Source organism: Streptomyces sp. NPDC087428, from assembly GCF_044744085.1.
Classification (GTDB): Bacteria; Actinomycetota; Actinomycetes; order Streptomycetales; family Streptomycetaceae; genus Streptomyces.
Genome location: NZ_JBIUXR010000008.1, coordinates 342,430 through 362,736, shown reverse-complemented (window position 1 = coordinate 362,736; position 20,307 = coordinate 342,430). Strand labels below are relative to the sequence as shown.

General features: G+C 72.5%; 17 protein-coding genes and 1 pseudogene. 5 read left to right on the top strand and 13 right to left on the bottom strand.

The annotated features are described in order from the left end of the window. Window positions 1–7 precede the first annotated feature (7 nt). From ACIO3R_RS19485 to ACIO3R_RS19475, 3 genes are read right to left on the bottom strand one after another with little or no spacing between them, the layout of a single operon-like run. Window positions 8–244 (bottom strand): hypothetical protein, encoded by a 237-nt coding sequence (locus ACIO3R_RS19485; protein WP_385029018.1) that lies wholly within the window; start codon window positions 242–244, stop codon window positions 8–10. Beyond that, window positions 241–936, bottom strand: coding sequence for a DUF6338 family protein (locus tag ACIO3R_RS19480; RefSeq protein ID WP_385029015.1), 696 nt, complete (start codon window positions 934–936; stop codon window positions 241–243). The genes ACIO3R_RS19485 and ACIO3R_RS19480 overlap by 4 nt, the downstream gene beginning before the upstream one ends. Then, entirely contained in the window at window positions 936–1,358 is a 423-nt protein-coding gene (locus tag ACIO3R_RS19475; protein ID WP_385029012.1) for a hypothetical protein, read from the bottom strand. The genes ACIO3R_RS19480 and ACIO3R_RS19475 overlap by 1 nt, the downstream gene beginning before the upstream one ends. A 432-nt stretch (window positions 1,359–1,790) precedes the next feature. On the opposite strand from ACIO3R_RS19475, the gene ACIO3R_RS19470 reads away from it, so the two are divergent. Continuing rightward, complete coding sequence (locus ACIO3R_RS19470; RefSeq protein ID WP_402107049.1) at window positions 1,791–4,163, top strand: discoidin domain-containing protein; 2,373 nt, start codon at window positions 1,791–1,793, stop codon at window positions 4,161–4,163. 71 nt (window positions 4,164–4,234) lie between these two features. Here ACIO3R_RS19470 and ACIO3R_RS19465 read toward each other — a convergent pair. The 5 genes and pseudogenes from ACIO3R_RS19465 to ACIO3R_RS19445 form a co-directional block, all read right to left on the bottom strand. After that, window positions 4,235–5,487 (bottom strand): annotated as a pseudogene (locus tag ACIO3R_RS19465) (ABC transporter substrate-binding protein). Beyond that, window positions 5,484–6,626: a branched-chain amino acid ABC transporter permease gene (locus tag ACIO3R_RS19460; protein ID WP_402107045.1), complete on the bottom strand. Its 1,143-nt coding sequence runs from the start codon at window positions 6,624–6,626 to the stop codon at window positions 5,484–5,486. The pseudogene ACIO3R_RS19465 and the gene ACIO3R_RS19460 overlap by 4 nt, the downstream one beginning before the upstream one ends. Continuing rightward, the gene (locus ACIO3R_RS19455) at window positions 6,619–7,509 is read right to left on the bottom strand and encodes a branched-chain amino acid ABC transporter permease (RefSeq protein ID WP_385039509.1); all 891 of its coding nucleotides are present in this window, start codon (window positions 7,507–7,509) and stop codon (window positions 6,619–6,621) included. The genes ACIO3R_RS19460 and ACIO3R_RS19455 overlap by 8 nt, the downstream gene beginning before the upstream one ends. After that, window positions 7,506–8,309 carry an ABC transporter ATP-binding protein gene (locus ACIO3R_RS19450; RefSeq protein WP_385348441.1) on the bottom strand — a complete coding sequence of 268 codons (804 nt, stop codon included), beginning with the start codon at window positions 8,307–8,309 and terminating at the stop codon, window positions 7,506–7,508. Before ACIO3R_RS19450 ends, ACIO3R_RS19455 begins: the two co-directional genes overlap by 4 nt. Next, a complete protein-coding gene (locus tag ACIO3R_RS19445; protein WP_402107037.1) occupies window positions 8,306–9,103 on the bottom strand; it encodes an ABC transporter ATP-binding protein in 798 nt (265 codons plus the stop codon). Before ACIO3R_RS19445 ends, ACIO3R_RS19450 begins: the two co-directional genes overlap by 4 nt. A 323-nt stretch (window positions 9,104–9,426) precedes the next feature. Between ACIO3R_RS19445 and ACIO3R_RS19440 the strand changes: the two genes are divergently transcribed. Beyond that, window positions 9,427–10,158, top strand: coding sequence for a PucR family transcriptional regulator (locus tag ACIO3R_RS19440; RefSeq protein WP_402107035.1), 732 nt, complete (start codon window positions 9,427–9,429; stop codon window positions 10,156–10,158). Between the two features lie 83 nt (window positions 10,159–10,241). Here the strand turns inward: ACIO3R_RS19440 and ACIO3R_RS19435 are convergent, their stop codons facing one another. Further along, complete coding sequence (locus ACIO3R_RS19435; RefSeq protein ID WP_402107032.1) at window positions 10,242–11,357, bottom strand: glycerate kinase; 1,116 nt, start codon at window positions 11,355–11,357, stop codon at window positions 10,242–10,244. A 142-nt stretch (window positions 11,358–11,499) separates the two neighbouring features. Between ACIO3R_RS19435 and ACIO3R_RS19430 the strand changes: the two genes are divergently transcribed. Next, a complete protein-coding gene (locus tag ACIO3R_RS19430) occupies window positions 11,500–11,991 on the top strand; it encodes an NUDIX domain-containing protein (RefSeq protein WP_402107030.1) in 492 nt (163 codons plus the stop codon). An 88-nt stretch (window positions 11,992–12,079) separates the two neighbouring features. Here the strand turns inward: ACIO3R_RS19430 and ACIO3R_RS19425 are convergent, their stop codons facing one another. Further along, window positions 12,080–12,478, bottom strand: coding sequence for a (2Fe-2S) ferredoxin domain-containing protein (locus tag ACIO3R_RS19425; RefSeq protein WP_402107027.1), 399 nt, complete (start codon window positions 12,476–12,478; stop codon window positions 12,080–12,082). Window positions 12,479–12,818: 340 nt separating this feature from the next. Between ACIO3R_RS19425 and ACIO3R_RS19420 the strand changes: the two genes are divergently transcribed. Further along, window positions 12,819–13,403, top strand: coding sequence for a TMEM165/GDT1 family protein (locus tag ACIO3R_RS19420; RefSeq protein WP_385039492.1), 585 nt, complete (start codon window positions 12,819–12,821; stop codon window positions 13,401–13,403). A 74-nt stretch (window positions 13,404–13,477) separates the two neighbouring features. Here ACIO3R_RS19420 and ACIO3R_RS19415 read toward each other — a convergent pair whose 3' ends face one another. After that, complete coding sequence (locus tag ACIO3R_RS19415) at window positions 13,478–14,008, bottom strand: methylated-DNA--[protein]-cysteine S-methyltransferase (protein ID WP_385039490.1); 531 nt, start codon at window positions 14,006–14,008, stop codon at window positions 13,478–13,480. After that, the gene (locus ACIO3R_RS19410; protein WP_402107025.1) at window positions 14,005–15,492 is read right to left on the bottom strand and encodes a DNA-3-methyladenine glycosylase 2 family protein; all 1,488 of its coding nucleotides are present in this window, start codon (window positions 15,490–15,492) and stop codon (window positions 14,005–14,007) included. The genes ACIO3R_RS19415 and ACIO3R_RS19410 overlap by 4 nt, the downstream gene beginning before the upstream one ends. 164 nt (window positions 15,493–15,656) lie before the next feature. Between ACIO3R_RS19410 and ACIO3R_RS19405 the strand changes: the two genes are divergently transcribed. Continuing rightward, complete coding sequence (locus tag ACIO3R_RS19405) at window positions 15,657–15,965, top strand: UBP-type zinc finger domain-containing protein (protein ID WP_385348420.1); 309 nt, start codon at window positions 15,657–15,659, stop codon at window positions 15,963–15,965. Window positions 15,966–16,007: 42 nt separating this feature from the next. Here ACIO3R_RS19405 and ACIO3R_RS19400 read toward each other — a convergent pair whose 3' ends face one another. Beyond that, window positions 16,008–20,039: a molybdopterin-dependent oxidoreductase gene (locus ACIO3R_RS19400; RefSeq protein ID WP_402107167.1), complete on the bottom strand. Its 4,032-nt coding sequence runs from the start codon at window positions 20,037–20,039 to the stop codon at window positions 16,008–16,010. Window positions 20,040–20,307: the final 268 nt, after the last annotated feature.

Genomic DNA, 20,307 nt, shown 5'->3' with positions numbered 1-20,307 from the left:
CCGGGGCTCAGGCCCCGCCGGTCGTGCCGCCCGACGGCTCGGGCGGTTCGGAGAGCTCGGGCGGCCGCGTGGTCGCGTCGGTCTCTCGCGGCGGACAGGAGACCCCCGCCGGGTCGGCGGGGCCACGGGTCGGCTCCGGCATCCCGAGGACCGGCGCGTGTCCCCGGTACTCCCCGCCGCCCTTCATGCGCAACTTCTTCTCGAATTCGGTCAGTTCCGGCTCTTCGGCCCTGGACGCGGTCATCGTGGCTCCTCGGTGGTCCGGGCGGCCGGGACGGCCGCCGGGGGGATGTCGGGCGGCGCGGCGGCTGCGGGCGGGGAGAGGAGTTCCAGCACATCGGTGTCCGCCGCCCTGATGTGGATCCCGGCGCTGTCCCGGACGGGCCGCACGAAGCTGCCGTCCGGCTTCATCAGCCACGCCGACTCCAGGTAGATCTCGGGGGCCTGCGGATACGAGGTGGCGTAGGACCGGCTCCCGTACCAGCCGCCCACCCAGGCGCCGTCCCGCAGCCGCATCCGGACGAAGCAGGGCCCGGACCGGCGGAACAGGTGGTCCCAGGCGGTGGGCGTCGAGCGGTAGCGCGCGGGCCGCCGCCGCCGCTGCCACCAGGTGACACCACCGGCGGCCGCGGCCGGCACGACGATGAAGAGCAGCAGCCCCAGCAGCCCGGCCGACCGGGGCTGCTGCGCGACGGCCTCCCGGCCCGCCGGTCCCGCGTGCCGGGCGAAGCGCACCAGCTGGGGCCCTGCCGCGATCAGATACAGGGTGTCGAGCACGACGGATGCCGCCACGGCCCGCAACACCCGCTCCCCCAGGTCGCGTTCGCCGGGGACCGGGCCGCGCCAGCGCTCCCGCAGGAACTGGTAGGTGACTCCCGGCAGGACGAACAGCACCAGCAGGGCGACCTGGAGCAGAGTGGACGGGGACTGCCCCATCACATGCCCCGCAGACCCTCGGACGGATCGTGCGCGATCAGCCTGGCCCGCCGCGCCCGGACCGCCAGCACGGCAGCGGCCACCGCCGTCGAGATCGCCACCCAGGGCCTCGCGTGCACGATCCCCCAGGCAACGTCCGACTGCCGGGAGACAGCCACCGCGACCAGCACCCCGCCCACCATCCACAGGGTCCCCGACACCCGCCTCGGAACGGTCATCTCCGCGAGCAGCAGGAGGGCTCCGAGCAACGCGGTGACGGCGACCGCCATCGTGAACGGCTCACTCGCCACGAGCACCCGGTACTCACCGATGTTCAACAGGCATGCCACGGCCAGCCACTTGGCCCGGCCGAACCCGATGAGGGGCGAAAGGATCACGAGACCCAGCACCAGCGCGTAGACCACCGACTCCGGTACGTGCATGAACCGACTCCCCCGTCCCGCCGTGCGCCCATCAGCGTCCTGCGGGAAATGCTAGTCAGGTCCGGGGAACATCAAGGTCCCTCGTTCGGGTGATTGTGATGCCTCAAGGTTTCCGGCCGCCGGGCCTTGGGGGGGCACGCTCGGGCTGCCACGGAGGACGGCCACCCCCACCCTCTCCGCTTCAGTTGTTTTTTACGCACGAATGCAAATCTTTTGCACACCACCAGAGACCGCCGAGGCCTTGATGTTCCGCGCACACCACCTCGGCGCACGCGATCATGCACCCCGTATCACGCGTTCTTCACAGGTTTGAGTCATGAATTTGAGTATCCCAAGCAGAATTTTGCGCAGCAGCATGGACGTGCTTGCGGTCCTGCTCCTAGCCTGTGGGGCGTCCGAAGAGCCCCCACGAGCCGCAAGGACGACTGACAAGTGACTCCACCTCCCAGACGCACATTGCTCAGACGCTCCATATCCGCCTCTCTCTCGCTGGCACTCGCCGCGTTCGGCACCGCCGCCGCAGTGGTCCTGTCCAGCGCCCCGGCCGCCCAGGCGGCGGGGGTACCCGCCCCCTCCCCCGTGGCGGTGCCCGGTCGCGGTGCGACCGTTCCGTTCAAGGAGCAGGAAGCCGAGTACGCGGCCACCAACGGCACGCTGATCGGCCCGAACCGGCTGTACGGCACGCTGCCCTCCGAGGCCTCCGGCCGGCAGGCCGTGACGCTGGACGCCGTCGGCGAGTACGTGGAGTTCACGCTCACCGCACCGGCCAACGCGATGTCCTTCCGGTACTCGCTGCCGGACAACGCCGCCGGATCGGGCCGGGACGCCTCGATCAACGTGCTGGTGAACGGCGGATCGCCGAAGGCGGTGCCGGTCACCTCGAAGTACGGCTGGTACTACGGCGGTTACCCCTTCAATAACAACCCGGGCGACACCAACCCGCACCACTTCTACGACGAGGCCCGGACCATGTTCGGGTCGACCCTCGCCGCCGGCACGAAGGTCCGGCTACAGGTCTCCTCCACCTCCGCGTCACCGTCGTTCACCATCGACCTGGCGGACTTCGAGCAGGTGGCCGCGCCGATCTCCAAGCCCTCGGGCGCGCTTGACGTCGTCTCCGACTTCGGCGCCGACCCGACCGGGGCCGCGGACTCGACCGCCAAGATCCAGGCGGCCGTGGACGCGGGCAAGGCCCAGGGCAAGGAGGTCTACATCCCGCAGGGCACCTTCCAGGTCCGCGACCACATCGTCGTGGACAAGGTGACACTGCGTGGTGCCGGCCCCTGGTACTCCGTCCTGGCCGGACGCGATCCCTCCAACCGGAGCAAGGCCGTCGGCGTCTACGGCAAGTACGCCAGGGACGGCGGGAGCAGCAACGTCACGCTCAAGGACTTCGCCATCATCGGCGACATCCAGGAGCGGGTGGACGACGACCAGGTCAACGCCATCGGCGGTGCGCTGTCGAACTCCACCGTCGACAACATCTGGATGCAGCACACCAAGTGCGGTGCCTGGATGGACGGTCCGATGGACAACCTCACCATCAAGAACAGCCGCATCCTGGACCAGACCGCCGACGGCGTGAACTTCCACTACGGCGTCACCAACTCCACCGTCACCAACACCTTCGTCCGCAACTCCGGTGACGACGGTCTGGCGATGTGGGCGGAGAACGTCCCGAACGTGAAGAACAAGTTCACGTTCAACACCGTGGTCCTGCCGATCCTCGCCAACAACATCGTGACGTACGGCGGCAAGGACATCACGATCTCCGACAACGTCATGTCGGACACCATCAGCAACGGCGGCGGGCTGCACATCGCCAACCGCTACCCCGGGGTCAACTCCGGTCAGGGCACCGCGGTCGCGGGCACCACCACAGCGGCCCGCAACACCCTGATCCGCACCGGGAACAACGACTACAACTGGCAGTTCGGCGTCGGAGCCATCTGGTTCAGCGGGCTCAACGAGCCCATCAACGCCACCATCAACATCTCCGACACGGAGATACTCGACAGTTCCTACGCCGCGATCCACCTCATCGAGGGCGCGACGAACGGGCTGCACTTCAACAACATCAAGATCGACGGCGCCGGTACCTACGCGCTCCAGATCCAGTCGCCGGGCACGGCCACCTTCACCAACGTCGTGGCCACCCACATCGCGCAGTCCAACCCGATCCACAACTGCGTCGGCAGCGGCTTCCAGATCACCCGGGGCGCCGGCAACTCCGGCTGGTACTCCGACCCGCCCGCCTGCACCGGCAACTGGCCGGCCCCGGTGTGGACCAACGGCGGTGTGCCGCAGGGCGGCAGCGGTCCGACGGACCCGCCGACCGATCCGACCAATCCCCCCACCGACCCGCCGACGGACCCGCCGGCCGACACGGGCAACCTCGCCCAGGGCCGTCCGGTGGCCGAGTCGAGCCACGCGGACGTGTACGGCGCGTCCAACGCGGTGGACGGAAACGCGAACACCTACTGGGAGAGCGCCAACCACGCCTTCCCGCAGACGATCACCGTCGACCTCGGCGCGGCCAAGGCCGTCAAGCGAGTGGTCCTGAAGCTGCCGCCGGCAGCCGCCTGGTCCACCCGCACGCAGACCCTGAGCGTGTCGGGCAGCACCGACAACAACACGTTCAACTCACTCAAGGCATCGGCGGGTTACACCTTCGATCCGTCGAGCGGCAACAAGGCGACCGTCACTCTGCCCGGCACGTCCGCCCGCTATCTGCGGCTGACGTTCACCGGCAACACCGAGTGGCCGGCGGCGCAGCTCTCCGAACTGGAGGCGTACACCAGCTGACCGCGACGCGACCGGCCGCCGGACGGACACGCTGAGCGTGTCCGTCCGGCGGCCGGTCCCCGTCGCTTCCGCTACTTCAGCGGGTAGGACTTCGCTGCCGCCGCCGCCTCCGCCGGCCTGACCACCTTCAGGCCACCGGGGGCCTTGGCGTCCGGCTTCATGATCACGCTCTCCCGGGTGGAGGGCGCCGCCGGGTCGGAGAAGTCGTGCGACATCCCGAAGTCGCTCCCGAAGTCCTTGATGGTCAGCAGCGCCTTGTCGATGCCCGCACGGGTGAGGTCCTTCGCGGCGCAGGCCTTCTCGATGGCCTCGCCGTACAGCGTCGCCGCCGTGTATCCGGCGATGACGCCGTTGTCGAGGCCGTCCTTCGGGTACTCGGCGCCGTACTCCTTGGAGAGCTTGGCCGGGCCCGCGCCCGGGTCGCCGATCGGCAGGGTGGAGGCGGCGACGTAGTAGTCCTTGAGCAGGGCCGGGCCCGCCTGGGTCTTCAGCAGCTGGGGGGCGAAGGCGGAGTTGTTGCCGACGACGGGGACCTCGAAGCCGGTGGCGGCGGCGACGCCGACCAGGGAGGCCGCCTGGCGCGGGCCCGCGCTGACCACGACGGCCTTGACCCCCGCCTGCTTGAGCGCCGCGACCTGGGCGGTCATGTCGTTGTCGGTGGGCTTGATCTTCTGCTGGACGACGGTGAGCCCCGCCTCCTTCGCCGCGTACTGCGAACCGGCCAGGGCGTTCTCGCCGTAGTCGCCCTCGAAGTAGACGTGCCCGATGCTGTCGCCCTTGGCGATGCGCTTCCCCGCGAGCAGGTAGTCGATCGCGTTGATGGTCTCGACGTCGTAGGTGGCACCGATGACGCGGATGTACGTGCTGCCGAGCAGGTTCGCCGACCATGCCTGCGGCAGGACGAGGCCCTTGTCCTGCCCGTCGATGCGCTGCTCGACCGCCGCGACGAACGGCGAGCCGATGAACTGGACGAAGCCCAGCACCTTCGGCTCCAGCTCCGTGTAACCGGCGATGGCCTTCTGCGGGTCGTAGCCGTGGTCGCGGACGGTCAGCGCGATCTTCCGGTCGCAGATGCCGCCGGCCGCGTTGGTCTGCTTGACCCACAGCTGCTGGGCCTGGGTGACGCTCTTGCCGAGGGAGGCGTAGACCCCGGTCATGTCGGTGAGGGCGCCGAGGGAGATCACCGAGTCGGTGACGCCCTCGCCGGTCTTCACCCCGCCCTTGTCCTCGGCGCCGCCCCGTCGGAGGTGTTCGCCTTCTCGCTGCAGCCCACGAGGGTGAGGGCGAGGGCCGCGCACACGGCCCCGAGCACACGCAGTTTCATTTCTTCTCCCCTGAGTTCTTCGAACGGGTCGGGCCGCCGGGCAGGAGCCGTGTCAGGCCGCCGGGCAGGAACAGGACAGCCGCGACGACCGCGGCGCCGTACAGGTAGCGCGAGGCCTCGCCCGGTGCCAGTCCGCCCGTACCGGGGGCGGAGACCAGGGGCAGGGAATCGCTGTAGTGGGTGAGCACCTGCGGCAGCAGCGAGACGAAGGCGGCCCCCACGACCGCCCCCGCCACGGTGCCGAGCCCGCCGATGACGATCATGGCGAGGTATTCGAGGGACAGGACCATGCCGAAGTACTCGGGCACGGTCCGCCGGAAGACCAGCGCGAGCAGTACGCCCGCGAGTCCGGCGTACATCGAGGACAGGACGAAGACACCGGCCCGGTAGCGGGCCACCGGCACCCCCATCACGCCGGCCGCGATGCGGTGGTCGCGGATGGCGTTCAGTGCCCGTCCCGGCCTGCCGCGCAGCACACCGCGGGCGAAGAGCCCGCTGAGGAGCAGGGCGAGCAGCGCCGCGTACCAGAGCTTCTCCGCGGACTGGAAGGGCACCGCGGCCACCACGACCTCGGTGTCGTCGAAGTCGAGGCCGAACAGCGAGAGGGGCGGGACGGCACGGCCGTTGAAGCCGCCGGTGAGGGAGCCGGCGTTGAACAGGACGTGCTGGCCGATGAAGATCAGCGCCAGGGTGGCGATGCCGAGATAGGCGCCGCGCAGCCGGCCGGCGATGGGGCTGAACAGTCCGCCCGCGACTCCGGCCAGGAGGACGGCGAGGACGGCGGCGAGCCAGCTGGGCAGGCCGAGTCCGGTGAGTCGGTGCCCGTTGTCCGTGCTGCTCTCGCCGGCCAGGACGCAGTAGCCGTACGCGCCCACCGCGAGGAAGAAGGCGTGTCCCATGGAGAGCTGGCCGGTGGCACCGGTGAGCAGGTTGAGCCCGATGGCACCGATCGCGGCGGCCATCGCGAAGAGCCCGGCCTGCAGCCAGAAGCGGTCGAGGTAGAACGGGAACGCGAGCAGGAGCACCGGGCCGAGGGCCCAGAGCCAGGTACGGGGCCGGCGCAGCCGCGCGCCGAGGCCGGTGCCCGGTGCACGGGTCGCGGTCCCCGTCGGGCCCGGGGTGGTCGTGGTCTCAGACACGGGCGAGCTCCTTCGTACCGAAGAGTCCGGCGGGCCGCAGGAGCAGCACGATCACCATCACCAGGTAGGGGGCGAGGTCTCCGATGCCGCGGCCCAGGAAGGAGAGGTCGCTCTGGTAGCCGGTGGCGAGGGATTCGGTGACGCCGACGATCAGCCCGCCCGCCAGGGCCCCGGTCGTGGAGTCGAGTCCGCCGAGGATCGCGGCGGGGAAGGCCTTGAGGGCGGCCAGTGAGGTGGCCCGTTCCAGGCCGGGTGTGGGGAACACCGTGAGGAACAGGGCGGCGACGGCGGCGAGTGCTCCGGCGACCGCCCAGGCGGCGAGCGAGACCCGGCCGAGCTTGATCCCCATCAGGGCCGCGGTCTGCGGGTTCTCGGCGGCGGCCCGCATCGACACCCCCCAGGAGGTGAAGCGGAAGGCGAGCAGGAACACGGTGATGAGGAGGGCGGCGGCGACGAAGGCCGCGACCCGGGTCTGGGCGAGGGTGACATCGCCGACGGTGATGACCCGGTCGCCCCAGGGGTCTCCGAGCGAGAGCACCTCCGTGCCCATGCGGCGGGTGAGTTCGGTGGTGAGGAGGATGTCGACGCCGATGGTGACGATGGCCAGGACGCTGTGGTCGCTGCCCCGGTAGCGGCGCATCACCAGGAACTCGACGGCCGCGCCGACGACGGCCGCGCCCGCGACGCCGACGGCGAGCGCGGGCCAGAAGCCGATGTCGTCGTGGAGCACGGCGGTGACGTAGCCGCCCGCGAGCAGCAGCGAGGCGTGGGCGAAGTTGACGACCTCGGTGGCCTTGAAGATGACGACGAAGCCGAGCGCGATCAGCGCGTAGACCGAGCCGATGGAGAGTCCGCCGAGGAGGAGTTCGATGAAGGTGGTCATTCCGGTGCCCCCAAGTAGGCCTGGACGACGGCCGGATCGTTCTGGACCTCGGCGGGGGTGCCGTCCGCGATCCTGCGTCCGAAGTCGAGTACGGTCACGGCGTCCGCGAGCCGCATCACCACGCCCATGTCGTGTTCGACGAGGACGATCGAGATGCCGAGGCTGTCGCGGACCCCGGCCACGACCGCCGCGGTGCGCCGCCGTTCGTCGGCGGTCATTCCGGCGACGGGTTCGTCCAGGAGCAGGACCCGCGGCTCCATGCACAGGGCGCGGCCGAGCTCGACGAGCTTCTGCTGCCCGTACGGGAGCGACCCGGCGGGCCGCTCCAGCTCCTTCTCCAGTCCGATGAAATCGGCGATCTCGCGGACCCGTTCGAGGTGGCGCCGGGCCTCGCGGGCGGCGGCCGGGAGGCGCAGTCCGCTCGCGAGGAACCCGGCGCGGGTGAGCCGGTGCCGGCCGAGCAGCAGGCTGTCCGCGACGGTGGCGTGCGGGGGCAGCGCGAGGTTCTGGAAGGTCCGGGCGACGCCGAGGGCGGCGATCCGGTGCGGGGCGAGTCCGGTGAGTTCCGCCGTTCCGAGGCGGACGCTTCCGGCGGCGGCCCGGTACACCCCGGAGAGCACGTTGAAGCAGGTGGACTTCCCCGCCCCGTTGGGGCCGATGACGGCGTGGACGCTGCCGGGCTCCACGGTGAAGGAGACGCCGTCCAGGGCGGTGAGTCCGGCGAAGCGGACGGTGATGTCGCGGACGGCGAGTGCGGCGGGGGCGGTCGTGGGCGGGGCGGCCTGCCCGGCGGTCCTCATGCGGACCACCTGCTCAGGGTGCGTGCGGAACCGGCCACCCGGTCCGCGTCCGCGGCGGCCGTCTCGTCGACGACGCCCAGATAGCGCCGGCGCACCTCGTCGGACGCGGCGAGCGCCTCGGCCGGCCCCTCCAGGGTGACCTCACCGACCTCCAGCACGTACGCCGTCGAGGCGAGCCGCAGCGCGATCGCCGCGTTCTGCTCGACGAGCAGGACGGAGGTGCCCGCCGCGTTGATCTCCCGTACCGTCTCGGCGATCCGCGCCGCCATCAACGGGGCGAGGCCGAGTGACGGTTCGTCGAGCAGCAGCAGCCTGGGCCGGGCCATCAGGGCGCGCCCCATGGCCAGCATCTGCTGCTCGCCGCCGGAGAGCAGCCCGGCGCGCTGGTGGGCGCGCCGGCCCAGGACCGGGAACAGTTCGTGTACGCGGGTCAGGGCGGCGGCCGACGCCTTGCGGCCGCCGCGGGCCCCGAGGGCGCCCGCCCGCAGGTTGTCGGCCACCGTCATCCGGGCGAACACCTGTCGTCCCTCGGGGACCTGGACCACTCCGGCGGCCACCACCTGGGCGGGGCGCAGCCCGTCCAGCCGGTGCCCGTCGAAGCGGACGGTGCCCGTGCCCGTACCGCGGTGGAAGCCGAGGGTCCGCGAGACGGCCCGCAGCAGCGTGGTCTTGCCGGCCCCGTTGCCGCCGAGTACGGCGGTGATCGCGCCCGCCGGCACATCGAGGGAGACGTCGCGCAGGGAGCGTACGGGGCCGTAGCCCACGGACAGTCCGCGGATCTCCAGCGTTGCCATGCGTCCTCCTCCTTCCGCCTTGTCGTCGAACCGGTCCGGCGCGGTTCGCCGGGCCGGCCGGCGCGGTGGCCCCGGCCGCTGTCTCCGGCCGTGGCGCCACGTGCGCCGTGGGGCCACAGACCAGCAGCGGGCGGACCCGCCCGTCCACGGAACCCGGCGCAGACGCTGCGGATGACCAGTGCGGGAGACCGGTGGTTGTGCACGCGCACAGAGCCGGGCCGCCCGCTGTCGCCTCCTGTCCGGGCCGCTGGCATCCTCACGTCGGCGGCCCGGCGACCCGGCGGGGAAGCGGTCCGCGGCGGGGTGCGGAGGACGGAGCGGACATGGGGCAGCTCGGGGAGGAGCGGGGGTGGGCGCTGCTCGACGCGCTGCTGGACGGCGAGACCGGGCCGGGCCTCACGTCACTGGCCGCCGCGGCGCTGGGGCTGCCGGAGGCGGGCCGGTACGCGGTGGCCGTGCTGCCGCCTCGGGGGCGTCCCGGCCCCGCGCACCGGACGGCGGGCGCGCACGGGCTCCGGTTTCTCTGGCGGGCCCGGCCGGACCGGGAGATCGCGGTGGTCGCGCTCGGCGGGGCGGATCCGGCCGCGGTCGCCGCGCTTCTGGCGGACCGGTGTCCGGGCCCCGGCGGCGTCAGCCCGGCCGTGGCGGGCCTGACGGGGCTGGGCACGGCGCGCCGGCTGGCCGACGCGGCGCTGCTGACGTGCGGCCCCGGCGGGCAGGACGTCGTCTGCCTGGCCGGCCGGGTCCCCGCGGCCCTGGTGGCCGGCCGGACCGCGGTGTCGGCCTATCTGGCCGCGGAGGTCTTCGGGCCCCTGCTGGCCCGTGGCCCGGCGGACCGGGACCTGCTGGTGTCGACGCTGGACGCGTGGCTGGAGTGCGGAGGGTCGGCGGCGCGGGCGGCGGACCGGCTGGGCTGCCACCGCAACACCGTGCTGAACCGGCTGCGGCGGCTGGAGGGGCTCACATCACGGTCGTTGTCGCGGCCGCGGGAGCTGGTGGAGGTGGTGCTCGCGCTGGATGCGGTGCGGTTGCTGCCGGGGGCGGCGGGGCCGTGATCCGTGGCCGCGCGCCCCGGGCCCCAGCCGCCGGCGAGGCTGACAGGTGTGTCGAGCCCCTCCGGCGGCTGAGGCGCGGGAGGTCAGCGCAGGAAGTCCCTCGCGATGGACTCCGCCGCCCGCTCCAGCAGCGGCCCCGCCTCGGCCATGCACACCGCCGGGTCCGGCTCCAGCTCGGTCAGCGCGTACGCACGGCGGATCCCGGCCCGGCCGAGCGCCTCCGGCGCCAGTGCGAGGCGGCCGCAGACCGCGACGACCTCGATGCCCGCCGCACGGGCCGCCGCGGCGACGCCCGCCGGGGCCTTGCCGTGCAGGGTCTGCTCGTCGAGCGAGCCCTCACCGGTGATCACCAGCGTGGCGCGGGCCAGCGCGGGAGCGAAGCCGAGCACGTCGAGCATCACGTCGATCCCCGGCCGGAACCGCGCACCGAGCGCGACCAGCGCCCCGTACCCGATACCGCCCGCCGCTCCGGCCCCGGGCAGTTCCGCGTGGTGCGGCCCCAGCACAGAGGCGTAGTGGGCGAGCGCCGCGTCGAGGACCGCGATGTCCTCCTCGGTCGCGCCCTTCTGACGCCCGTACACCTCCGGCGCGCCCTTCGGCCCGGTCAGCGGGTTGTCGACATCGCTCGCGAGGATCAGGTCGATCCCGGCGAGCCGCGGGTCGAGCCCGGACAGATCGGCCGTGGCGAGGTCGGCGAGCGCGCCGCCGCCGGGGCCCACGGGCTTGCCGTCCGCGTCCAGGAACCGTGCGCCGAGCGCGGCCAGCATGCCCGCTCCGCCGTCCGTCGTCGCACTGCCGCCGACCCCGAACACCAGGGTCCGGGCGCCCGCTCCGAGCGCGGCGAGCAGCAGTTCACCCGAGCCGTACGTGGTCGCGGTGAGCGGCGCGAACACGCCCTCCGGCAGGTGCTGGAGGCCCGAGGCCTCGGCCATCTCCACCACCGCTGTGGTGCCGCGCAGGGCGTACGCCGCCGTCACCGGCTCCCCCAGCGGCCCGGTCACCCGCGCCTCGCGGCGCTCGAACCCGGCGGCCACCGCCGCCGCCACCGTGCCGTCGCCGCCGTCCGCCACGGGCAGGGTCTCGACCCGCACCTCGGGGGCGATGCGCCGCAGCCCGGCCGTGACCCGCTCCGCGACCTGTACGGCCGTCAGCGAGCCCTTGAACTTGTCCGCCGCGACGAGCACGCGTGCGGTCTCCATCACTGCTCCGTCCGTCACCTTGATTCCCTTTGCTTTCGAACAGGCAGTCGCGCCGCCCCGACCCTATCCGGACCACCCGCTCCCTGCCCATGCCTGTCCGTGCCCTGGACCCGCGGCTCCCGGCAGGCTCTAGGCTGCTCGCGTGACCACCGATGACTACGCCACGTATATCGACGGACTCCCCAAGGTGCTCGCGGGCGCGGCCTGCATCTTCCGCGACGCGGAGGGACGGCTGCTGCTCGTCGAGCCGAACTACCGGGACGACTGGGCCCTGCCCGGCGGCACGATCGAGTCGGCCGAGGGCGAGACACCCCGGCAGGCGGCCCGGCGCGAGTCGGCCGAGGAGATCGGTCTCGACCTGGAGCCGGGCCGGCTGCTCGCGGTCGACTGGGCGCGCGGCCCCGCGCGGCCACCGATCGTCGCCTACATCTACGACGGCGGCGTGCTCGACGAGCAGCAGCTGAGCGCGGTGCGCGTCCAGGAGGAAGAGCTGCTGTCGTGGAAGCTGGTCGGCCGGGCGGAGCTCGCCGGCCATCTGCCCGTCGGACTCGGGCGGCGGGTGAAGGCGGCGCTGGACGTCCTGGACTCGGGCGCGGGCACGGCGGAGCTGGAGGACGGGCTGCCGGTCACCTGACCGATCCGGACGAGAGGCCCCTCACGGCCTGTATGGGCTGTATGGGCTGTATGGGGTTGTCCCGCGGCGTCACAACCCCGTACCGGCCCTAATCCTCCGCCAGCTCCTGCCGCACCCGGCGGGAGGGACGGAACTCGTAGAGGTCCAGGATTGCCGGCGGGTCCACGAGCCCCGGGCCGCCCGCCGCCACCCAGCCGGCGATGTCGGCGACCGCCTCTGTGTCGTTCACCAGGCCGAGCCAGACCGGCCGGCCACCGGCGCGGCGGCCGTCGGCGGACGGCTGGACGACCACGACGTCGGCCTGGTCGCAGGCGTCCAGGCAGTCCACGACCCGGACCGTCGCGATCCCGTCGAGCGAGCCGCGCACCGCGGCGAGCAGCCCCGCGTGGTCCACGCCCTCGATCTTCGGGGTGCCGCAGCAGCAGCCGCGGCAGACGCTGACGGTGGGCCGGGGCGGGGTGGCGGCCCTGCGGTCGCGGCGGCTCATGCGGGCAGACTCCGGATCGGGACGTGGATGATCACCGTGGGACTGTACCGGGGCCCGCTGTCGGCTCGAACAGGTGAACTCCCCCGCTGCCGGGTGCGGTAATGTTGATGGCTGCGAAGGGGAGTAGCCCTGCAAACCGGTCGTCGACACACTGGAACCCCCGGGTTCCCGGTGGCCGGGTTCGTGGATCGTCACGGGCGGGCGAGACCTTCGGTCAGGTATGACACATCCGCGTCCCGCGGGTGCCACCGTCATGCCGGGCCGAGTGGTCCTCCGAAAAAGCCCGAGTGGCACTTCGCGGAAGGCCCCGGGGCCCGGCTCCTACAGAAAGCCACCCGGAATGCATCTCGACCCCCTGGCGATCCTCACCGCTTTCGGGCTGATCTTCCTCGCGGAGCTCCCCGACAAGACGATGTTCGCGTCGCTGGCCATGGGCACGCGCATGCGCCCGCTCTACGTCTGGTTCGGTACGTCGTCCGCGTTCATCGTCCATGTCGCCATCGCGGTCGGAGCGGGCGGTCTCCTCGGACTGCTGCCCGACTGGATCGTCAAGCTCGTCTCGGCGTCCCTCTTCGCGTTCGGGGCGTTCATGCTGCTGCGCGCCGGCGGGGGCGACGACGACGGCGAGGACGCCCCGAAGACCGTGACCGGCTTCTGGCCGGTGTACTCGACCGCGTTCATGGCGGTGTTCATCAGCGAATGGGGCGACCTCACCCAGATCACCACGGCCAACCTGGCCGCGAGCAACGGCGCCTGGTCCACCGCGATCGGGTCCGCGGCGGCCCTGATGTCCGTATCGGCGCTGGCGCTGCTCGCCGGGCGCTTCATCGCCAAGCGCGTCCCGCTCAAGACGGTCCAGCGGATCGGCGGCCTGTGCATGCTGGGCCTGGCGATCTGGACGGTCATCGAGATCTTCACCGGCTGACGCGAGGAGCCCCGGCACGGGGCGCAGGTGCGGGCCCGTCCACCAAACTGTGGGCGGGCCCGCCGTCGCGTGCTCTAGAAGAGCGCCTGGGCCGTGTCCTGCGTACCGTTCTCGAAGGCCAGCAGCCGCTGCTTGCGGTCGAGTCCGCCGCCGTATCCGGTGAGACTCCCCGACGCCCCGATCACCCGGTGGCAGGGCACGATGATGCCGACCGGATTCTTGCCGTTGGCCAGCCCGACGGCACGCGAGGCCCCGGGCTTGCCGAGGATCTCGGCCAGTTCACCGTACGAACGCGTCTCACCGTACGGAATCCGCCGGAGCTCCGCCCAGACGGTGCGCTGGAACGGGGTTCCGTCCAGGGCGAGCGGGAGGTCGAACTCCCGTAGTTCACCGGCGAAGTAGGCGTCCAGCTGCCGGATCGCCTCGTCGAAGGGGCCGGGATCGGGCTCGCCGAAGGTCTCCTCGGGCGGGCGGTGCCGCTGAGCTGTCATGTAGAGCCCGGCCAGGACCCCGTCGGTGGCGACGAGGGTCAGCGGCCCGTAAGGGCTGTCGGTCACGGTGTGCCGCCGGGACGCGACGGCGGTGGGGGTGCGTGCTGCGGTCACGAGGAACTTCCTTGTGCGGGAAGGTGGTTGATGGGGTGGTCGTCGACGGTCCACAGATACTGGACGGCGTACGCCCGCCAGGGCCGCCAGGCAGCCGCGCGGGTGGTGAGTGCGGCCGGTGTCGAGGGGAGGCCGAGTTCCCCCGCGGCCCGCCGGATGCCGAGATCCGTCGGCAGGAAGGCGTCCGGATCACCGAGTGCCCGCATGGCGATGACCTCGACCGTCCACGGCCCGAAGCCGGGCAGCGCGGACAGTTCGGCGCGCGCCTTCTCCCAGTCGGTGCCGGTGCCGAGCCGCAGCGAACCGTCCGCCAGCGCCCCGACGAGTGTGGTGAGCGTCCGGCGGCGGCTGCGCGGCAGGGCCAGCTGCTCGGGATCGAGGCCGGCCAGCGCCCCGGATGCCGGGAAGAGGTGGGTGAGACCGCCCTCCTGGTCCTCGACGGGCATGCCGTGGGCGGTCACCAGCCGGGCCGCGTGGGTACGGGCCGCGGCGGTCGACACCTGCTGGCCGAGCACGGCCCGGACGGCGAACTCCGCACCGTCGACGGTTCTCGGCACCCGCCGCCCCGGCGCCTTGTCGACCAGCGGGGCGAGCAGCGGATCGGCGCGCAGCTGTTCGTCGACCGCGACCGGGTCCGCGTCGAGGTCCAGCAGCCAGCGGCAGCGGCTGATGGCCAGGGTGAGATCGCGCGGGTCGGTGAGCGAGAGCCGGCAGGCGATGTGGTCGGGGTGCGGGGTGAGGGCGACGATGCCGTGCCCGTGCGGAAGGTCGAGGGTGCGCCGGTAGGCGCCGTCGCGCCACTCCTCCACGCCGGGGACGGCCGTCGCGGCGAGGTGTCCGAAGAGGTTGCTGGGGTTGAGCGGTGCGCGGTACGGCAGCCGCAGCGCTGTCACGCCCGGCGTGGACGGGGGTCTCACCGACCGGGCGGCCCGGCCGCGCAGTTCGCCCGGGGCGAGCGCGAAGACTTCACGGACGGTGTCGTTGAAGGTGCGGATCGAGGCGAACCCGGCCGCGAACGCCACCTCGGCCATGGGCAGCCCCGTGGTCTCGATGAGCACCCGCGCGGTCTGCGCCCGCTGCGCCCTGGCCAGTGCCAGCGGCCCCGCGCCCAGCTCCGCGAGGAGCTGCCGCTCGATCTGCCGGGCGGAGTACCCGAGCCGGGTGGCGAGGCCGGGCACCCCTTCCCGGTCGACGACCCCGTCCCGGATGAGCCGCATCGCACGGGCGACGGAGTCGGCGCGGGCGTTCCACTCGGGCGACCCCGGGCTGGTGTCGGGCCGGCACCGCTTGCAGGCCCGGAATCCGGCCTGCTGGCAGGCGGCCGAGCTCGGGTAGAAGGTCATGTTCTCGACCTTGGGCGGCACGACGGGGCAGCTCGGCCGGCAGTAGATCCCGGTGGTCAGGACCGCGGTGAAGAACCAGCCGTCGAAGCGGGAGTCCTTGGACCGGACAGCTCGCACGCAGCGCTCGGTGTCGGTGTGCATGGTTCAAGCATGGGGCACCCGTCCTGGCCCCGGCTGGCGAGAATCCGACATCAGCCCCGAGCTGCCCGCACCCCCGCGATCCACGCCTCCTCTCGCCCCGTTCCGGACTTCGAACGAGAATGGGACGGGGCCGCTGCGGTGAGCGACGAGAAGGAGGCCCGACGATGACGGACGCACAGGCGACACCGATCTGCTCCCACCTGGACCAGGTGCGGCAGGTCGCACCCGACAGTGCCGACTCCTGCACGGAATGTGTCGCGACGGGCGACACCTGGGTGCATCTGCGCGAGTGCCCGACCTGCGGACACGTCGGATGCTGCGACTCGTCCCGCAACAAGCACGCCACCGCGCACCACTCCTCCACCGGGCACCCGCTCATCCGCTCCTACGAGCCGGGCGAGACCTGGTGGTGGTGTTACGAGGACGAGGTGACCTTCGACGTCGAGGGAGCCGGACCGGCGCGGACCGCCTGAGGGCGAGCGGTCCGGAGACCCGGCCCACTCCATCCGTACCGGTCAGTAGACGTCGCGGACGTACCGCTTGTCGGCGACCAGCTGCTTGACGTACAGAGCCGCTCCGTCGTGGTCGAGGCCGCCGTGTGCGACGGCGATGTCGCGCAGCGCCCGGTCGACGTCCTTGGCCATGCGCGCGGCGTCGCCGCAGACGTGGAAGTGGGCGCCGTCCCGGAGCCAGGACCAGAGCCTGGCGCCGTGTTCGCGCATCCGGTCCTGCACATAGACCTTGGCACGCTGGTCGCGCGAGAAGGCGGTGTCCAGCCGGGTGAGGGTGCCGTCGGCGAGGAAGGCCGTCAGCTCCCCCTCGTAGTAGAAGTCGGTGGCACGGTGCTGTTCGCCGAAGAAGAGCCAGTTGGGGCCGCGATGGCGGCGGGCCCGGCGCTCCTCCAGGAAGCCGACGAACGGGGCGACTCCGGTCCCCGGGCCGACCATCACCATCGGGGTGTCGGGGTCCGCCGGGGGCCGGAAGTGCGGGGCGCGCCGCACGGTGACCGGCACCGGGGCGTCGGGGGCCGCGTCCGCGAGGAAGGGTGAGCACACCCCGTTGCGGGGGCGGCCGTGCGGGTTCTCGTACCGGACGACGGAGACGGTCAGGGACACCTGGTGGGGGTCGGTGAGCGGGCTGGACGATATCGAGTACAGGCGGGGCCGGAGCCGTTTGAGGACGCCGGCCCATTCCTGCGGTGCGGCACGGACCGGGTACTCGGCAAGGACGTCGACGGCCTGGCGGCCCCAGGACCAGCGGGCGAGTTCGCCCTTGTTGTCGGGGCGGAGCATCTTCCTCAGGGCCCGGTCGCCGGTGCGCTCGGCGATGAACCCGAGCAGGGCGGGGGTGAGCCCGGTGATGTCCAGGTGGCGGTGCAGGGCATCGGCCAGCCGGACCGCGCCGAGGCCGGTGACATCGACGGCGGTTTCGGCGTCGAGACCGGTGACGGCCAGCCATTCGGCGACCGGGCCGGGGCTGTTGACGGGTTGTACGGCGAGGGCGTCGCCCACCTCGTAGCCGAGTGGGCCGTCGGCGTTCCGGGTGTCGAGGGTGAACCGGCGGACCTCCTTGCCCGCGCCGGGGAGGCTGAGGAGCCGGTTGCCGACCAGCCGGGCCGTGACGGGCACCGGCCCGGCGCCGCGCTCCGGCGCGGAGACGGAGGCCCCGGCGGCAGGAGCGACAGCCGGCGCGGAGGCGGGCGGCGGTTGTGCGTTGAGGCCGGCGAGGACCTGGTCCAGCCAGGCCAGGGCGGAGGGTTCGTAGTCGGGTTCGCAGTCGGTGCGCGGGGCCAGCCGGACCGCTCCCAGCTCGTCGAGGCGCCGGTCCAGGCGCCGGCCGTGGCCGCAGAAGTCGTCGTACGAGGAGTCGCCGAACGCCAGGACGGCGTACCGCCTGCCGTCCAGGGGCGGGGTGTCGGCGGCGGTCAGGGCCATCCAGAACCCGGAGCCGTTGTCGGGGGCGTCGCCGTCGCCGAAGGTGCTGGTGATCAGCAGGAGGTCGGCGGCGGGCGGGAGGGCCCGCGGGTCCGCGTCGTCCATGCCGACGAGCCTGGCCCGGTGCCCGGTCGCGGTCAGCCGGTCGGCGGCGGCCGTGGCGAACTCCTCTGCGTTGCCGGTCTGCGAGGCCCACAGGACGACCACCTCGCGGCTGCCGGAGGGGGCCGTCGCGGCGGGTTCCTCCGCGGTCCGCGGGGCGCGTGAGTACATCCCGGCGAGGACGCCGTTCACCCACCGCGCGTGCTCCCCGGTGAACGGCGCGCCGGGCGGCAGGACGGGAACGCCGGGCGTACCAGAGGGAAGTCCGGCGAGGAACCCGACCAGGTACTGGCGTTCGTGCTCCGCGAGCACCGGCGGCGGTGTGTCCTCCAGCCCGAGCACGGCCGCGGCACCGGGCCGGGCGGCGGCCGCCGGGAGCGGCGCGGGCTCCTCGGCGGGGACGGCACCGGGCGCCGGAGAGGCACCGGGCGCGGGGGCGACCTTCGAGAGGGTCACCGCGCACATCTTGAACTCCGGCTGGAAGGAGACCGGGTCCACGGCGTCGCTGGTCACCGCGTTGACGCAGCGGTACTCCCCGAACAGGTCGTTCCAGTGGAAGGGTGCGAAGCAGCAGCCCGGCCGCACCCGGTCCGTGACGACGGCCGGGAGCACGGCCCGGCCGCGCCGGGACGCGACCTCGACCGAGTCGCCCTCGGCGATCCCGAGCCGCCCCGCGTCCTCGGGGTGCACTTCGACGAACGGGGCCGGATCGAGCCGGTTGAGCCTGGCGACCTTCCCGGTCTTGGTGAGGGTGTGCCACTGGTGCTGCAGGCGGCCGGTGTTGAGGACGAACGGGTAGTCGTCGTCCGGCAGCTCCGCGGCCGGGACGTGCGGGCGCGCGAAGAAGACGGCGCGTCCGCCGGCCGTCGGGAAGACCGGAGTGCCGTCCTGCGCGAGGTAGCGGATCGGGTTGCGGTCGGGACCGTCGGCCGACGGGGCGGGCCACTGCACGGGCGTGGTGCGCAGCCGCTCGTACGTCACCCCGCGCAGGTCGTAGCCGGTGCGCGGATTCGCGGCGCGCTTGAGTTCCTCGAAGACCTCCTCGGCACTGCCGTAGGTGAAGGCGTCGGCGTATCCCAGCTCGCAGGCGATCCGCGCGATGATCCGCCAGTCCGCGAGCGCCTCGCCGGGCGGGTCCACGGCCGGGCGGGCGAGCGTGAGGTTGCGTTCGCTGTTGACCAGTACGCCCTCGCTCTCGCTCCACAGTGCGCCGGGCAGCACGACATCGGCGTGGGCGTTGGTCTCGGTCTCGGCGAACGCGTCCTGGGTGATGACGAGTTCGGCCGCCTTGAGGGCTTCGATGACGGTGCGGCGGTTGGCGACGGAGGCGACGGGGTTGGTGCAGATGATCCAGCAGGCCTTGATCTCGCCCGCCGCCATCCGCCGGAACATGTCGACGGTGCCCTGGCCGGAACCGTCCTTGCGCACGGTGCCCGGTGCCAGGCCCCAGAGGTCGTCGGCGAAGGCGCGGTCCTCGTCCACGAGCACCGACCGCTGCCCCGGCAGGCCGGGCCCCATGTAGCCCATCTCGCGACCGCCCATGGCGTTGGGCTGGCCGGTGAGCGAGAACGGTCCGCTGCCGGGCCGGCAGATCGCCCCGGTGGCCAGGTGCAGGTTGATCAGGGCGTTGGTGTTCCAGGTGCCGTGCGTGGACTGGTTCAGCCCCATGGTCCAGCAGCTCATCCACTCCCCCGCGCCGCCGATCCACTGCGCGGCCCGGCGGATGTCCGCCTCCGGGATGCCCGTGATCTCCGCGACGGCGGCGGGCCGGTAGTCCGCGAGGAACGCGGGCATCGCCTCCCAGCCCTCGGTGTGCCCGGCGATGAACGCGGTGTCCGTGTGCCCGTTCTCGTGGAGGAGGTGCAGCAGCCCGTTCAGGAGCGCCAGGTCGGTTCCGGGTCTGATCCGGAGGAAGAGACCGGCCTTGTCGGCGGTGGCGGTGCGGCGCGGGTCGACGACGATCAGCCTGGCGCCCGCCTTCACCCGTTCCATCATGCGCAGGAAGAGGATCGGGTGGCAGTCGGCCATGTTGGAGCCGATGACGAGGAAGACGTCCGCCTTCTCGAAGTCCTGGTACGAGCCGGGCGGGCCGTCGGCGCCCAGGGAGAGCTTGTAGCCGCTGCCCGCACTGGCCATGCACAGCCGCGAGTTGGACTCGATCCGGTTGGTCCGGACGAAGCCCTTGGCCAGTTTGTTGGCGAGGTACTGGGCCTCCAGGCTCATCTGCCCGGACACGTAGAAGGCAACGGCGTCCGGTCCGTGCTCGTCGATGACCGCCCGCAGCCGTCGGGCCGTCTCGGTGATCGCCTCGTCCATGGGTGCCGGTACGGGCAAGGCGCCGCGCTCGGGACGTATCAGGGCGGTGGTCAGCCGTCCGGGGGCGGCGAGCATGTCGGCGGTCGTCGCGCCCTTGGTGCACAGCCGGCCGAAGTTCGCGGGATGGGCCTTGTCACCGGACGCCCTGAGGACCTTGCGGCGGCCGTCGGGGCCGGAGCCGATGTCGAGCACCATGCCGCAGCCCACCCCGCAGTAGGAGCAGACCGTCCGTACCGGGGTGACGGCGGCCGACGAGCTCTCTGGGGGCACCGGGGGACCTTCCCGTGGATCGGATCGTGGCCCCGACGGTACGAATGGCCCATTACGCCGGTGTGACCCGGGCGGATCATGGGCGGTAACGCTCGCCGCACATCCGCCGGACCCCCGCTGTGAGATGCATCTGAACAGTGCAGGTGCCGGCCGGAGGGCGGATTTCCTCCGCAGGCACGAAGCGATTCCGGCC